Annotated in this window: 11 protein-coding genes; 2 read left to right on the top strand and 9 right to left on the bottom strand. The window is 44.2% G+C overall.

Features of this window, described 5'->3' with window-relative positions; all coding sequences use genetic code 11:
* Positions 1-3: 3 nt before the first annotated feature.
* The 4 genes from carB to C8D73_RS06385 are packed head-to-tail and all read right to left on the bottom strand — an operon-like array spanning position 4 to position 6,512.
* On the bottom strand, positions 4-3,213 hold the full coding sequence (gene carB, locus C8D73_RS06400) for a carbamoyl-phosphate synthase large subunit (protein WP_113077679.1): 3,210 nt from the start codon (positions 3,211-3,213) through the stop codon (positions 4-6).
* Positions 3,213-4,292: a glutamine-hydrolyzing carbamoyl-phosphate synthase small subunit gene (gene carA, locus C8D73_RS06395; RefSeq protein WP_021716936.1), complete on the bottom strand. Its 1,080-nt coding sequence runs from the start codon at positions 4,290-4,292 to the stop codon at positions 3,213-3,215. Before carA ends, carB begins: the two co-directional genes overlap by 1 nt.
* Positions 4,280-5,572 (bottom strand): dihydroorotase, encoded by a 1,293-nt coding sequence (locus C8D73_RS06390; protein ID WP_021716937.1) that lies wholly within the window; start codon positions 5,570-5,572, stop codon positions 4,280-4,282. Before C8D73_RS06390 ends, carA begins: the two co-directional genes overlap by 13 nt.
* Positions 5,556-6,512 carry an aspartate carbamoyltransferase catalytic subunit gene (locus C8D73_RS06385; protein WP_021716938.1) on the bottom strand — a complete coding sequence of 319 codons (957 nt, stop codon included), beginning with the start codon at positions 6,510-6,512 and terminating at the stop codon, positions 5,556-5,558. Before C8D73_RS06385 ends, C8D73_RS06390 begins: the two co-directional genes overlap by 17 nt.
* 423 nt (positions 6,513-6,935) lie before the next feature.
* Between C8D73_RS06385 and C8D73_RS06380 the strand changes: the two genes are divergently transcribed.
* Positions 6,936-7,205: a CD3324 family protein gene (locus C8D73_RS06380; protein WP_021716939.1), complete on the top strand. Its 270-nt coding sequence runs from the start codon at positions 6,936-6,938 to the stop codon at positions 7,203-7,205.
* 117 nt (positions 7,206-7,322) lie between these two features.
* Positions 7,323-8,036 carry an SAM-dependent methyltransferase gene (locus tag C8D73_RS06375; RefSeq protein WP_113077678.1) on the top strand — a complete coding sequence of 238 codons (714 nt, stop codon included), beginning with the start codon at positions 7,323-7,325 and terminating at the stop codon, positions 8,034-8,036.
* Between the two features lie 60 nt (positions 8,037-8,096).
* Here the strand turns inward: C8D73_RS06375 and ppsA are convergent, their stop codons facing one another.
* The 5 genes from ppsA to C8D73_RS06350 form a co-directional block, all read right to left on the bottom strand.
* Positions 8,097-10,484, bottom strand: a complete 2,388-nt coding sequence (gene ppsA / locus C8D73_RS06370; protein ID WP_021716941.1) for a phosphoenolpyruvate synthase — start codon at positions 10,482-10,484, stop codon at positions 8,097-8,099.
* 460 nt (positions 10,485-10,944) lie between these two features.
* Positions 10,945-13,092 carry a glycine--tRNA ligase subunit beta gene (gene glyS / locus C8D73_RS06365; RefSeq protein WP_211305787.1) on the bottom strand — a complete coding sequence of 716 codons (2,148 nt, stop codon included), beginning with the start codon at positions 13,090-13,092 and terminating at the stop codon, positions 10,945-10,947.
* Positions 13,092-13,970, bottom strand: coding sequence for a glycine--tRNA ligase subunit alpha (gene glyQ, locus C8D73_RS06360; protein ID WP_021716943.1), 879 nt, complete (start codon positions 13,968-13,970; stop codon positions 13,092-13,094). The genes glyS and glyQ overlap by 1 nt, the downstream gene beginning before the upstream one ends.
* 279 nt (positions 13,971-14,249) lie before the next feature.
* Positions 14,250-14,984 (bottom strand): DNA repair protein RecO, encoded by a 735-nt coding sequence (gene recO / locus C8D73_RS06355; RefSeq protein WP_113077676.1) that lies wholly within the window; start codon positions 14,982-14,984, stop codon positions 14,250-14,252.
* Complete coding sequence (locus C8D73_RS06350; RefSeq protein ID WP_021716945.1) at positions 14,977-16,299, bottom strand: hemolysin family protein; 1,323 nt, start codon at positions 16,297-16,299, stop codon at positions 14,977-14,979. The genes recO and C8D73_RS06350 overlap by 8 nt, the downstream gene beginning before the upstream one ends.
* Between the last annotated feature and the right edge of the window lie 72 nt (positions 16,300-16,371).

Here is a 16,371-nt window from a genome sequence, read left to right as displayed (position 1 = left end):
GGCTTATCCCTCCCAGGCTAAATCCTGCAATGCAACGATGCTGACCACACGGCGGCGGCGCATTGCCGACATAACGTGCTGCAGTTCACGTGCTGTGTCCATAGAAGTCAGGCAGGCAATGGCATGCTCTACTGTAGAACGTCTGATTTTAAAGCCGTCACGCTCAGCATCACGACCATGGTTAGTTGTATTGATAACCATACTTATCCGGCCTTCTTTGATATCGTCAAGAATGTTGGGGCTGCCCTCGCTGACTTTAGTCGCTACGGTCACCTTAACACCCTTTTCTTTCAGATATTCCGCTGTACCTCCGGTAGCCATGATTTCATAGCCCAGATCGGCAAAACCGGCCGCAATTTCTGCCGCTTCAGGTTTATCCATATCAGCAACAGTGATCAGTATCGAGCCTTCATGCGGTACATTGATACCGGAAGCAATACATGCTTTATACAAAGCACGTGAGTACTGATAATCAACGCACATTACTTCGCCTGTAGATTTCATCTCAGGCCCTAATGTAATATCGACATTACTCATTTTGTTGAAGGAGAACACAGGGGCTTTAACTGCATAATAGTCCGGGAAGAAGCCCAAGCCTGGTTTATACCCCTGCTCACGCAGCGAATGACCCATAGCTGCTTTAGTTGCTACATTGATCATCGGCACGTTGGTGACCTTACTCAGGAAAGGAACTGTACGGGAAGAACGCGGATTTACTTCAATTACATAAACCTCATTATTCCGTACGATATACTGGATGTTGATCATGCCTTTTACTTCCAGTCCAAGTGCCATACGGTTGGTATAATCAATGATAGTTTTGATAACCGACTCGGACAGATTACGCGGCGGATAAACAGCGATAGAATCGCCGGAATGCACACCTGCACGTTCGATATGCTCCATAATACCGGGAATCAGCACTTCATTACCGTCGCAGATAGCATCGACTTCGACCTCTGTACCCTGCAGATAATGATCGACCAGTACCGGATGTTCGCGTGAAGCCTTAACAGCACTGGACATATAATGTTTCAGTTCTTCATCATTATAAACTATTTCCATTGCGCGACCGCCCAAAACATAAGACGGACGAACCATAACCGGATATCCGACATCAGCTGCAGCTTTTAAAGCGCCTGCCGTATCAAAAACAGTATGCCCTTTCGGACGCGGAATATTGCAGTTTGTCAAAAGCTGTTCAAAACGTTCTCTATCTTCGGCTCTGTCAATACTGTCAACACTGGAGCCAAGTATTTTCACGCCTGCATCTGCAAGCGGTCCAGCCAGATTGATTGCCGTTTGGCCGCCAAACTGTACGATAACGCCTTCAGGCTGTTCTTTATCAAGAATATTCAAAACATCTTCTACTGTCAAAGGTTCAAAATACAGACGATCAGAAGTATCAAAGTCCGTACTTACAGTTTCCGGGTTATTGTTAATAATGATGGTTTCATATCCAAGCTCTTTCAGTGCCCATACGGAATGTACAGAGCAATAGTCAAACTCTACGCCTTGCCCGATACGGATCGGTCCGCTGCCTAACACAGCAACCTTCTTTTTATCACTGACGCGCACTTCATCTTCAACAGCATAGGTAGAATAATAATAAGGTGTTTCAGCTTCAAACTCGGCAGCACAGGTATCAACCATTTTATAGGTTGGGATAATGCCCCAGTCCTTACGTATAGCACGTACTTCCATCATCTGTTTACCGATATATTCGCCAATAACCACATCGGCAAAGCCCATGCGTTTAGCTTTACGCATTATCTCCTTAGTCATCGGTTCAGTTTTTAAAACAGTTTCCATCTTGACGATATTCAATATTTTCTGCAGGAACCATCTGTCGATCATCGTGATCTCATGGATCTCTTCCAGACTTACGCCTCGACGAAGTGCTTCGGCAACAACAAAGATACGTTCATCATCGATCTTAGAAATGCGAGCACGAATTTCTTCATCACTCAGTTCTTTTAATTCCGGCATTTCCAGATGAGTCAAACCGATTTCCAAAGAACGGATCGCTTTCAGCATTGCTGCTTCCAGTGTGCGTTCGATAGCCATAACTTCGCCGGTAGCCTTCATTTGGGTGCCTAATGTACGGTCGGCTGTAACAAATTTATCAAAAGGCCAGCGCGGGAATTTCAGTACTACATAATCAATAGAAGGCTCGAAGCAGGCAGTTGTCTTTTTCGTTACAGCATTTTGAATCTCGTCCAGATTATAACCGATAGCTATTTTACTGGAAACCTTTGCGATCGGGTAACCGGTAGCTTTAGAAGCCAAAGCCGAAGAACGGCTGACACGCGGATTTACTTCGATTACATAATAACGTTCAGAATTGGGATCCAATGCCAGCTGCACATTACAGCCGCCGCGCACACCCAATTCACGTACTATATCAATAGAAGCCTGACGCAGCAGCTGTACTTCGCGATCGCTCAGAGTCTGCGCCGGAGCGGCAACGATAGAATCGCCGGTATGTACGCCTACAGGATCAAGATTTTCCATTGAGCAGACAGTGATGCAGTTATCAGCCGCGTCACGCAGCACTTCAAATTCAATCTCTTTCCAGCCCGCTACGCTGCGTTCAATCAATGCCTGACCAATAAGACTGTATTTCAAACCTTTATTAACGATTTCATCCAGTTCATCTTCACTTTCAGCGATACCGCCGCCGGTGCCGCCCAAAGTATATGCTGGCCGAACGATCAGAGGAAACCCGACTTTACGGGCAAATTCCTTCGCTGCCGCCATCGTTTCAACAATAGCGCTTTCCGGAATCGGCTGATTGATTTTTTCCATAGTTTCTTTGAAAAGCTCACGATCTTCTGCTCTCTTGATACTATAAATCTGAGTACCTAAAAGCTGCACGTTATATTCGCGCAGAATACCTTTTTCCTCCAGATCGATTGCAAGATTCAGGCCAACCTGACCACCCAAAGTTGCCAGCAAAGAATCAGGACGCTCGCGTTTAATAACACTTTCCAAAAATTCAACATTAACAGGCTCAATATAAACACGGTCGGCAATATGCACGTCCGTCATAATCGTAGCCGGGTTACTATTGACAAGTACGACCTCCAGCCCTTCTTCTTTCAGAGAACGGCAGGCCTGAGTACCGGCATAGTCAAACTCAGCAGCTTGACCGATAATGATCGGGCCGGAACCGATAACAAGAACTTTTTTGATATTTTGCAGCTTTGGCATCAGTTTTGGCCTCCCATCATTTTTACAAAACGTTTAAATAAATATTCATGGCCGCCTGGTCCGGGGCTTGCCTCGGGATGATACTGAACTGCGAAAGAAGGATGGTCAAGATAACGCAAACCTTCAATCGTACCATCATTCAGTGAGATATTAGTTATTTCCACATTCAGACCGGCTAAAGATTTTTCGTCAACAGCATAACCATGGTTTTGTGAACTGATCAGAACCTTATTTTCCAAAAGGTCTTTAACCGGATGATTGACGCCACGATGCCCGAATTTCATTTTAAAGGTATCAGCACCATTAGCCAAAGCTAAAATTTGATGACCTAAGCAGATGCCGAAAATAGGCTTCTTGCCGATCAGCTTTTTAACTTCTTCAATGATCGGCTGTAAATCCTTCGGATCTCCGGGGCCATTAGCTAAGAAAATACCGTCCGGCCGTGCTGCCAAAATCTCCTCTGCTGTAGTATATGCAGGAAAAACCGTCAAATGGCAGTCAAAACTGGCCAGATATTCAAGAATATTTTGTTTGATACCAAAATCCATGACCGCAACATGATATTTGCCGTTGCCAAGCGTATAAATTTCAGGAGTTGTTACTGTAGCTACCTGATCATGTACTTCTGGTGTAGCCAGCAGCTTTTCCACTTCCTCCTGCGGCATTTCTGCCGGCACGATAACACCCTGCAGTACACCATAATTGCGAAGTTTACGGGTAATCGCACGCGTATCCACGCCTGTCAGTACAGGTACATCCTGTTCATCTAAAAACTGTTCCAGCGTTTTTTCGCAGCGCCAGTTGCTGGGATGATCACACAGTTCACTGATCACATATCCCTGAAAAAAAGATTTTCGCCCCTGATTAAAAAGATCGTTAGTACCATAATTTCCAACTAAAGGATAAGTCATAACAACAATCTGCCCGCAAAACGACGGATCAGTTAAGGTTTCCTGATAACCGCTCATACCAGTAGTGAAAACAACCTCACCTACCGCATTGCGTTTACCATACAGCTCGCCTTCATAAACACTGCCGTCTTTTAATACCAATTTACCTTTTCTTGCTATCGTTTGCATACTTCACCATCTCTCATTACGAATTTACCTGCTACCATCGTAGCTACGGCTTTGCCTTTACAATGTTTTCCTTGGAAAGGAGTTACCTTGCCGCGTGTATAAAATTTCGTATTATCAACAGTCCATTCTTTGTTAAGGTCGATAATAGTTACATCTGCCGGATAACCAACTTTTAAACTTCCAGCTTTTAGTGCAAAAATATTCGCAGGTTCTGTACTCATTTTACCAATAATTTCGTTAATTGTGAAGATGTTTGTATGATAAAGATCAGTTAAAACTACACCAACGGATGTTTCCAAACCCGTAAATCCGCAGGGAGCATAACGGAACTCAACGTCTTTTTCTTCAGGAGCATGCGGAGCGTGGTCAGTGACGATCGCATCTACCGTGCCATCTTTAACTGCAGCGCGCAAAGCCTCTACATGATCCATGCTGCGCAGCGGCGGCGAGACCCTGGTAGCACTGCTGTAAGTAGCACAGGCCTCGTCAGTTAAAGTCAGATGATGTACTGTAACTTCACAGGTCACATTGACACCTTTTTTCTTAAAGCCGCGAATGATATCAACAGCGCCTTTACTGGCAACATGCGCAATATGTACATGTGCGCCGGTATATTCGGCAATAAGACAGTCGCGGGCAACAGCAATATCTTCTGCTATTGCAGGTATACCGGGCACTCCGATACGTGCGGAAACAGCACCTTCATGCATGTAGCCTTCATGTCCCAGTTCCGGTTCGATAGCATGGGAAATCAAAACTTTATCAAAAGCACCTATATATTTGGCGGCAAGTGTAAACAGACGCGGACTGTTGACAAAGTGCCCGTCATCCGAGAACGCCATCGCGCCTTTTTCAGACATATCGATCATTTCAGCCAGCTCTTTACCTTCTTCGCCTTTGCTGATAGCACCGATAACCTCTACATTAACATAGCCTTCACGTGCAGCACGTTCCTTAATACCGGAAACAATGATAGAGTTATCAATAACGGGTTTGGTATTCGGCATGCAGGCGATAGTCGTAACACCGCCGGCTGCCGCAGCCATTGTACCTGTTACGATATCTTCCTTAGCTTCCAGGCCCGGTTCACGCAAATGTGTATGCACGTCAACCAAACCAGGCGCCACTATAAGCCCATCGGCATCATATACTTCATCGGCAGCAGCTTTAATCTCCGCCGCAACTTCTTTGATTACACCGTCTTCCACCAATAAATCCATAATGGCATCAATATTTTGGCTGGGATCGATGACACGACCGTTTTTAATCAATGTTTTCAATTTGCTTACCCCCCGTCAAAGTCAAGAATAAGAGTGCCATACGTACTGCTACACCATTTTGCACTTCATCACGAATAGCGGCGTTATCGCAGTAGCCGACCTCCCAGGAAATTTCCAGGCCGCGATTCATCGGCCCGGGATGCAGGACAGTAACATCGGGTTTTGCCAGCGCCAGACGCTTTTCATTCAAGCCAAAGATTCGTGCATATTCACGCGGAGACGGGAACAGTCCTTTTTTCTGACGTTCCAGCTGAATGCGCAGGACATCAATAACATCTGCACCTTCGATAGCATCTTCAACACGTTTGTGTACGGTTACGCCCAGACTTTCTATATCGTGAGGCAGCAAAGTCATTGGTCCGGCTACATGTACATCAGCCCCCATCTTAGTCCAGGCAGCGATATTAGTACGGGCAACGCGACTATACAGAACGTCACCTAAAATCGCCATTTTTAACCCCTTCAGATCTTTTCCCTGTTCACGAATGGTAAACATATCCAGAAGTCCCTGAGAAGGATGTGCATGCGCTCCGTCACCGGCGTTGATGATAACAGGATCAGCAACCTCCGCAGCATAAGCAGCGGCACCCTCGATCGGATGGCGCATAACGATTGCGTCACAAGCCATAGATTGTACAGTAAGAATAGTATCGCGCAGGCATTCACCTTTTACAACGCTGGAGCTGGCAGTAGTAATATTAACTACGTCAGCGCCAAGATATTTTCCAGCCAGCTCAAATGAGGTTCTTGTTCTGGTGCTTGGTTCATAAAAAAGGTTGATAATGGATTTTCCCCGCAGTGACGGCACCTTTTTGATATCACGTTTCATGATTTTCTTCATTTCTGCCGCAGTTTGCAGAATCATTTCATATTCCTCGATGGAAAGTGAATCCAGATCAAGGATATCTCTGCCACCCAGAGATACGTTTGCTTTTGCCATTGTCCTACCTCCTATTAATCACATAAAAAAGCCTTCTGTGCCTGCAAGATGGCAAAGAAGGCTTGTAGTACAAGTTACCTAAAAGTCTACCTTACAGTCTCACAGGACCGCTTTAAAGGTAATATTCTATTGGTAATATTTTACCATCCATTAAGTGGTACGTCAAACCAAAATCAAAATATTTTCCAGGAATTTTACTTCCCACGCATTACAGCAAACCTACAAATCTGCTTCTTGCAATATCTGCCGCTATCGTATAAGATAAACCCAGAATCTATTATTTGAAAGGAGGATTGCTTTATCAATCCTTTAAGAAATATCGATGCGGTCATGTCAGGTAGCAAAGGCTATTTGACAGGCAATCGCTAAAACAAAACAGCTTTTGCTGCCATCCCGGTAATTATAAATCTGGGAGGAAGCAATATGTGCTATCAAAACGGTAAAAAAATATTACCACCGCCACTTTTATCAGCTATTCAGGAATACATAGACGGTGAATATATCTATATCCCTCGTAAAACCAATAACAAACGCCCCTGGGGATCGACCAAAGGTACAAAACAACAAACTGCTGAACGTAATCAGGAAATATTCTGCCGTTATCTAAGTGGAATTCCTGTTACTGTTCTTGCCGAAGAATACTTTTTGTCATCTAAAACAATATACAGTATCATTGCTAAAAAGAAAATCTGATCCTTGAGAACGTCATTACCTGACGTTCTCTTTTTCTTTTCAGAAAAAAAATGCAGGAAGTAATTTTGTAAAACCTGTAATATAATAAACACAAAGACAGAGAAAGCAGGTGCTATAATGAAATATCCTAAAAGCGAACAATACGACAAGCAATTTCTGCTTGAAAATATGATGGGCCCTAATGCCTTAAAAATTTTAGAAGAACTTACAGAAGGAATAAAACTCACGTCAGATATGAAAATACTTGATTTGGGCTGCGGCAAAGGACTTACATCAATCTTTTTAGCAAAAGAATTCGGCGTACAAGTCTATGCAACTGACCTTTGGATAACAGCTGCAGAAAATTTTGAGCGCTTCAAAAAGCTCGGGCTTGAAGATCGCATCATACCAATCCATGCCAATGCCCTTGACCTTCCCTATGCTGAAAATTATTTTGATGCGGTGATCAGTGTCGATTCATATCATTATTTTGGCAATACACCTGAATTTATGGACACCAAACTAGCTCCTTATATCAAACCAAATGGTATCATTGCCTTAGCCTTCCCCGGCTTCAAAAAAGATTATCACAATAATCTGCCGTCCGAACTGCTCATTTCCTGGGGTGCTGAAGATCTTGATACCTTTCACAGCTGTAAGTGGTGGCACGAACTGCTTTCACAATCTCAAACGATCAATATCGAAAGCATCTCAGAGCTGAAGTGTATGGAGGAAGCCTGGCAGGACTGGCTGGAATGTGATGAGGAACATGCCATCAACGATAGAGCTTCAATGAATGCCGGTGCAGGGAAATATATGAATCTTATCGCCATCAAAGCTAAAAAACTCTAAATTCTATTTTTAATAAACAAACCCCGCTGTCTTAAAAGACAACGGGGTTTTTCTTAATTATTATTTCCAGTCAAGTTCTTCGACTTCTTTACGGCCGCGACCTGTTAAAGCGTCGAGCATAACACGCTGCTCTACTTGAGCAACTAATTTTTTGGTAAATTTAACAGTATCAGGATTTACGGAAATACTGTCGATACCGCTCTTAATGAGGAATTCACAGAATTCAGGATAAACGCTGGGAGCCTGACCACAGATAGAAACAGTTTTGCCTTCGCTGTGAGCAACCTCAATAAGGTGACGTACTGCACGGCGCACTGCCAGATTACGTTCATCATAGATATGGGAAACAGTATCATTATCACGGTCACAGCCAAGCACCAGCATGGTCAAATCGTTAGAACCGATAGAATAACCGTCTACATACTTATTGAACTGATCGGCCAGAATGATATTGGAAGGAATTTCAGCCATCAACCATACTTTAAAGTCCTTACCGCGCTCCAAGCCACATTCAGCCATAATCTTAACCACTTTTTCACATTCCTCTACATTACGGCAGAAAGGAATCATAACATTAAGGTTTTTCAGACCAAACTCTTCACGAACTTTCACTACAGCCTGGCATTCCAGTTTGAAAGCTTCGATGTATTTAGGATCATAATAACGTGAAGCACCGCGCCAGCCCAATAATGCTGAAGGTTCATAAGGTTCGAACTCATCGCCGCCTTTCAAATCACGATATTCACTGGATTTGAAATCGCTGAAACGCAGAGTAACCGGTCTGGGAGCCATTGCCTGACAAACCTGACGCATACCTTCTGCCAGCTGATCGACAACTTTTTCAGGATGTCCGGTTTTAATGAGATACAAAGGATGTTCATGGATATAAGTAGTCCAGATGAACTCTTCACGCATCAAACCGATACCATCACAGGGCAGACTGGAATATTTCTCAGCCAGTTCCGGATCGCCCAAATTCATATAAACTTTAGTGCCAGTCGGCGGGAAGTATTCAGCAACCGCTACAGCAGCGCCTGCCTGATTTTCTTTTTTAGCTTCTTCAATAATGCCTTCATAAACTACGCCATGAGTAGCATCGATAGTTACATCAATACCGTCAGGAATAGTAACAGTAGCAGCTTCACCACGGCTCTTAGTACCAACGATACAGGGAATACCCAGCTCGCGGCTAACGATGGAAGCATGACAGGTCATTCCGCCGCTGTCAGTGACGATAGCTTTGGCTTTTTTCATTGCCGGTACCCAGTCAGGAGCGGTCATCTCAGTAACAAGGATCTCTCCTTCTTTAAATTCATCGATGCGGGAAGGATCAAGAATAACGTGTACGCGGCCAGAAACTTTACCCGGGCTTGCAGGCAAACCTTTCACGATAACTTTATGATCAGTAGTAGTCATAGATTTGCTTTCCTGCACTTTTGCTCCTCCTTCTTTATTGCGGCGGCTCCATACGGTTTCCGGACGGGCCTGCAGAATCCAGATTTTATTGGTACGTTCATCAACGCCCCATTCCATATCCATATAGCAGCCATAATGTTTTTCGATCTTTTTAGCATAATCAGCCAGTTCCAAAATCTGCTCGTCAGTCAAAGTCTGTACTTTGCGCAGTTCTTCAGGGACCTGCACTTCTTCACAGTCGCCGCCTTTTTTGCGTACAAGCATGATGTCCTGCTCATTTACGCAGCGGTCAATGATTTTGTGGTCATGTTTGGAAATAGTATAATTATCAGGAGTAACAGTACCCTGAACAACATATTCACCCAGTCCAAAGGCTGCCTCAATCAGGATATTATTGTCATCGCCAGTAGCAACGTTAACAGTAAACATAACACCGGAAGTTTTAGAGAAAACCATCATTTGTACAACGGCACTCAAAGCAACTTCTATATGATCAAAGCCTTGTTTTTCACGATAATAAACAGCACGGTCGGTAAAGCAGGAAGCGTAGCATTCCTTTACCTTTGCGATAATGGTTTCAGCACCCTGTACGTTCAGATAGGTATCCTGCTGACCAGCAAAGCTTGCATCCGGTAAATCTTCAGCTGTAGCACTGGAACGAACGGCGACATAGGGATTCTCTTCGCCGACTCTTTTACCAAGTTCAACATAAGCAGCGCCAATAGCGTCCTGCAGATCCTGAGGCATTTTCTCAGCCATGATGGCATCACGCAGACGAGCGCTGACATCACGCAGTAAAGCGCTGTTTTCAACGTCAGTCAATTCAGACAAAATAGAGCGCATCTTTTCTTCAAGACCGCTTTCTTTAATGAAGTATCTATAAGCGTAAGCCGTAGTAGCAAAACCGTAAGGAACGGGAACATCTGTCTTAGCAGTCATTTCACCGAGGGAAGAGGATTTGCCGCCAACGATATCAACGTCTTTTCTTTCTAATTGCTCAAACCAGAGAAGAAACTGTTCTTCTTTTTTCATGATTGTAGCACTCCTTTATATTATACTTTTTGGGCTGCGCCCTTAATATAGTGTATACTATATCATATTTGTACACCACATTCAAGGACTTTTTTCATCGCTTTTTAACTTTTTGTGTTAAATTTTACAAAATATGCTTATTTTCAGTACGGCCCTCCTTTACTCTTTAAATAATATTTTCGTCACAGGAAAAACAGAGTATATATATTAGTATACACTAAATGATACCTGGGAAAAAGTAAAATCAGCAGATTATAACTAAAATCCATCTCATAGACTGCGCCATATATGTAAAGATTGCACAATGTACTTCTTAGTATATTTCTTAACAATACAATCAAGCCCACGAATCTCACTGCAAATACAAGGAAAGCCCCTGATGACAGACACGCCGCGTACTAAATGTACTCTGGTGTTTGTAACCAAGGGCCTGACAAAACAACTGCCGTAAAATGTGCGATTAAAGAACGATACAGCTCAAATCGCCGACAGCATTTGTAACCTCTTTCGCCTGCTCAAGAAGGGCCAGACGATTATTTTTAATATCAACATTTTCATCCATGACCATAACACTGTCAAAGAATTTATTTACAGGCTCAACTACCTGCTCGGCAAGTTTTAATGCACCGGCATAATTATAAGTCACGATGTCCGGGATAAGCTCTTTATTAAGACGAATCAGAACATCATGCAATTCCTGCTCTGCCGGGTCGGCAAAAAGCGCACTGCTTATAGCAACTTCAGTCTCAATTTTTTTGCAAAGATTGCAGACACGGATAGAAGCCTGAATAACAGCTTCTGCTTCCGGCAGAACTACATACGCATTCAAAGCCTTGCAGCGCGCGTAAATATCTACTAAATCATCGTTGCGTTCATCGGCAAAAACAGCATCGACAACGTCATAACGGATGCCCTGTTCGATCATCATATTTTTCAAACGTAATTTAAAGAATTCTAAAATCTGCGGTATCAATTTACCGGTATCTTCCGGTTTGATATTGAGCAGATACAGCGCACCTGCCAGAATTTTGATCAGGGGCATATGATAGTTACTGCTGATAAGAATATTGATGATACCCAAAGCCTGACGACGCAATGCATAAGGATCCTGCGAGCCTGTCGGTGCAAGTCCGCGGCTGAAAGTAGCAACGATATTATCCATTTTATCACTGATGCCGACAATACGTCCAATAGTACCCTTCGGCAGCTCGTCACCGGCAAAACGCGGCAGATAGTGTTCATAAATACCTTCAGCAACTTCAGCAGGTTCGCCGTCTAATTTGGCATATTCACGCCCCATAACTCCCTGCAGCTCTGTAAATTCAACCACCATCCCGGCAACAAGATCTGTTTTAGACAGCAAAGCTGTACGTTTGAGGTTAGTATCGTCAACTTTAACATTAATGGCAAACTTAACCATTTCAGCCAGTTTAGCCAACCGCTCACTCTTATCATACATGTTGCCCAGACCTTCCTGGAATGAAACTGTTTTCAATTTTTCCAGACGGTCTTCCAATTTTAGTTTGCGGTCTTCATTGAAGAAGAATTCAGCATCACTGAGACGAGCGCGTAAAACACGTTCATTACCGTGTGCGACAACATCTAAAAACTCTTTACCGCCATTGCGGACTGTAATAAATTTATTGAGCAGCCTGCCTTCTTCATCCACTACCGGAAAATAACGCTGATGTTCACGCATTGGGGTGATAATGGCTTCCTTCGGTAACGACAGGAATTTTTCTTCAAATTTCCCACATAATGCAGTAGGATATTCAACAAGATAATTGACTTCTTCCAGTAAGTCTTCGTCAATTTCAGCAATTCCGCCTTCGACAGCCGCCAGTTCTGTCACCTGCTGACGAATCAATTCACGGCGGGCATCCTGATCGACCATCACAAAGTTATCAGCCAGTGCCTGTACATATGCATCAGCGTTGGGGATCTCAACAGCTCCCTGCATTCCCATAACAGCAGAATGCACTACATTGCCAACCTTATTGATAGCCGCGCTCAGCAGGCCTTTAGTTTCCACAGCCTCTTTCATAGATTGCTGCATAAAACGATGTCCCATCGAATACCTGCCCGATTTTACGCCGGTAATTTCTACCGGTATTACTTTTTCACCGAACAGTGCTACCAGCCAGCGGATAGGACGCACGAACCGAAAATCATAATCGGCCCAGCGCATATTTTTCGGGAAAGATAAAGACTCCAGGATATCAAGCAGCAAACCGGGCAGTAAATCGACAACAGGTTGACCTGCCAAATGTTTTACTGCATAAACGTATTCTCCGCGCACTTCCAGGTCTTTAACGTCTATCCCCTGCCCGCGGGCAAAGCCTATTGCCGCTTTGGAAGGAGCTCCGCTTACGAAAGCAATTTTTGCAGACGGCCCTTTAGCCTCAATCGTACTGTCTGCCTGAGCTTCTGCTACACCTTCAGCAATAAAGGTCATCCGGCGAGGCGTGCCATAAACCTTGATATTTTCAAACGGAATACGCAGCTCCTGCATTTTATCTGCAGCAAGCTCTTGTAATTGTTTAAGAATACCCGGCATAAATTTTGCGGGGATCTCTTCAGTACCGATTTCAAATAATAATTTTTCCATTATTTATTCTCCCCTTTCAATAACGGGAAGCCAAGTTTTTCCCTTTGTTCAACATAAGCAGCTGCGCACAAACGTGCCATAGCGCGCACACGGCCAATGAAAGCCGTTCTTTCGCTGACGCTGATGGCGCCGCGGGAATCCAAAAGGTTAAAAGTATGAGAACATTTCAATACATAATCATAAGCAGGACGGATATATCCGGCCTCAATAACGCGTTTTGCCTCAGCTTCATATTTATCAAACAGATCAAACAGCAGTGCTGTATCAGCTACTTGAAAATTGTAAAAAGACTGTTCTACTTCGTTAGTATGGAAAACGTCACCATAAGTGACTCCATCCACCCATTCAATATCAAAAACATTTTCCACACCCTGGATATACATAGCCAGTCGCTCTAAACCATACGTGATTTCAACAGTAACAGGTTTCACGTCGATACTGCCGACCTGCTGAAAATAGGTGAACTGGGTAATTTCCATACCATCCAGCCAAACCTCCCAGCCAAGTCCCCAAGCACCTAAAGTCGGTGATTCCCAGTTATCCTCAACAAAACGGATATCATGTTCTTCCTGACGGATACCCAGTTCGGCCAGGCTCTGGAGATAAAGCTCCTGAATATTATCCGGAGACGGTTTAATAATTACCTGATATTGATGATGCTGGAACAACCGATTGGGGTTATCCCCATAACGCCCGTCAGCCGGACGTCGAGATGGCTCTACATAAGCCACACGCCATGGTTCCGGTCCTAAAACGCGCAGAAAAGTTGACGGATTCATAGTTCCCGCACCTTTTTCGACGTCATAGGGCTGGCCCATGATGCAGTTTTGGTCTGCCCAGAATTTCTGGAGCTTCAAAATAATTGTTTGAAAATTCATGTTCTGCCTCCTATTTTATTTGTTACAACGACAAAAACAAAAGTCTCCGTCCCTGTAACAATTAAGTTACAGGGACGGAGACATAAATCACTCCGCGGTTCCACCCTGCTTGACCGCTCATACGGTCCGCCTCGATGTTTATAAAATTGCAGCTCCCGGGTGCCTTTGTTTTCTCATCTGCCGGCTTACACCATCCCGGCTCGCTAAAACAGAAAACTACTTATCCCTTTCATCGCTTAAAAGAAAATATATCAAATCAGACGTCCTTTGTCAATGCTTTTACAATCCTAACTGCGCTAAAAAGCTTAAACTTTTCAAAGGCTTGTCGATCTGGTAAACAATAAACCGATAAAGTATCTGTTCCAGCTGCATCAAATCGCCGCCGCGCACAGTAAAAGGCTGTGGATCATTGAAATCCAGCGCAATCAGCTCCTGCAGCAGCTTCTGAGCGCCGCTGCTAAAGGGCAACTCTTCCCCTCCGTGACAGGCTTCGCAAATAAGGCCGCCCTGAACGACACTAAAAAAAGCATCTCCTTCAACAGCTTCAGTACAGTTGACACAGGCGTCATAAACAGGAGCAAATCCTGTTAAAACAAGCAGCTTGCAAATAGCCGACAACGCGACCAGACGCGGGTTATTCCTGGAAAGTATTTGTACTGCTCCTACAAGCAGCTCATAAATATCTTCCTGCGGCTCATGTGCTTCCGTCAGAGCTTCTGTCACTTCAGCAATCACCGAAGCATAAGCCATCTGTTTGATGTCCATTTGCTGCGGCAAAGCAATCAATTCACAGCTTTTCATACTGTCCAGACGTTTACCAGAATATAGCTGCATATCGAGCATCGCAAAAGGCTGTATCAGCCGTCCGCCAGTAGTCCTCGCATAACGGGCACCGTACGCTAAAAAAGGTATTTTACCATGGGCACGCGAAAAACAGACTGCGTATTTATCCGCAGTCTGCCAATCCTTTACTTTTAAAATAATTACTTCGTCCTGATATGCAGTATTACTCATCAGCTTGTACCGCAGTACCATCTTCCTGTAACCTGGTAGCTTTGACCCGTGTTACTCTAAAGCCTTCTGCTTCAGTAACCTCAAAGCGCCAGCCGCCGGTAACGACTCTGTCACCTTCTTCAGGCTTACGCCCTAAAAGTCCGAAGACAAAACCGCCAATGGTATCTTCCTCCGGTTCGTCAAATTCAATATTTAAAAGTTCAGAAATCTCGTCCAGTAAAACAAGGCCGTCGAACTCATAGCTGTCATCGCCTAAGCGCAAAATATCTTCTGCTTCTTCGCCATCATGCTCATCCTGAATATCACCGACAATTTCCTCCAGGAGATCTTCCATTGTAACCAGACCAGCCGTACCGCCATATTCATCAGCAACTACAGCAATCTGGATACGCTTATGCTGCATCATCTGCAGCACTTTAGCCGTTGACATTCCTTCGGGAACAACGACAATATTGCGCATTCGTGTCCGCAGATCAAAAGCCGGATCGTCGTCATCGTCCAGATCCATCAAATCACGCACATGAATAACGCCCAAAACATGATCTTTGTCTTCCATACATAAAGGATAACGTGTATGCCGGCTTTCACGCACAGCCTGCAGATTTTCCTGCAGCGTATCATCAGTATACAAACAAATCATATCCTGACGCGGCACCATGACTTCACGAGCCACGCGGTCGGCGAAATCAAAAACATTATCAATCAGACGGCTTTCCATATGATCCAGCTTACCGCCGCGTTCGCTGGCACTGACTATCATCCGCAGCTCATCTTCACTGCGCGAGATATCTTCATCAGGGACAGGATCAACGCCTAAAAGGCACAATACAGCATGGGAGATTCGATTAAAAAGCACAACCAGCGGATATAAAAGGTAATGAAAAAAAACCAACGGATAAGCGACCGCCATCGCTACCTGCTCGACCTTACCTAAGGCGATAGTGCGAGGCACCAGTTCGCCGAAAACAACATGCAGAAAAACGATGATAAGAAACGCACAGGCAAAAACCAGCGAATGATCATACCAGGTGCCGGCACTTACACCAAACATACCGCGGAACATTTCAGCGAGAAGCGGGCCGCCAAACCAGCCCAAAAGCAAAGACGAAGCAGTAATACCAAGCTGAGTCGCACTCAGGTAGGTATCAAGCTTTTCGCTCATTTTTAAAACTGTGTTAGCTCTGCTTTTTCCCTGCCGGATCAATTCATCCAGCCTGCTTTTTCTGATTCTGACTAAAGAATATTCAGCCATAACAAAAAAGCCGTTCAATAAAGTGATCAATAATGCAATAGACAGCTCAAATAAGCATGTCATAGCGGGGTCGCCGTCGATAGGTCATCTCTCCTTACTTATATAAACTTCATAAATTGTTATTAGCATAAGCAT

Origin of the sequence: Phascolarctobacterium faecium DSM 14760 (assembly GCF_003269275.1) — a bacterium.
Classification (GTDB): domain Bacteria; phylum Bacillota; class Negativicutes; order Acidaminococcales; family Acidaminococcaceae; genus Phascolarctobacterium; species Phascolarctobacterium faecium.
Note: the sequence above shows the minus strand (reverse complement) of the source record. Positions and strands in the feature narration are given on the sequence as shown.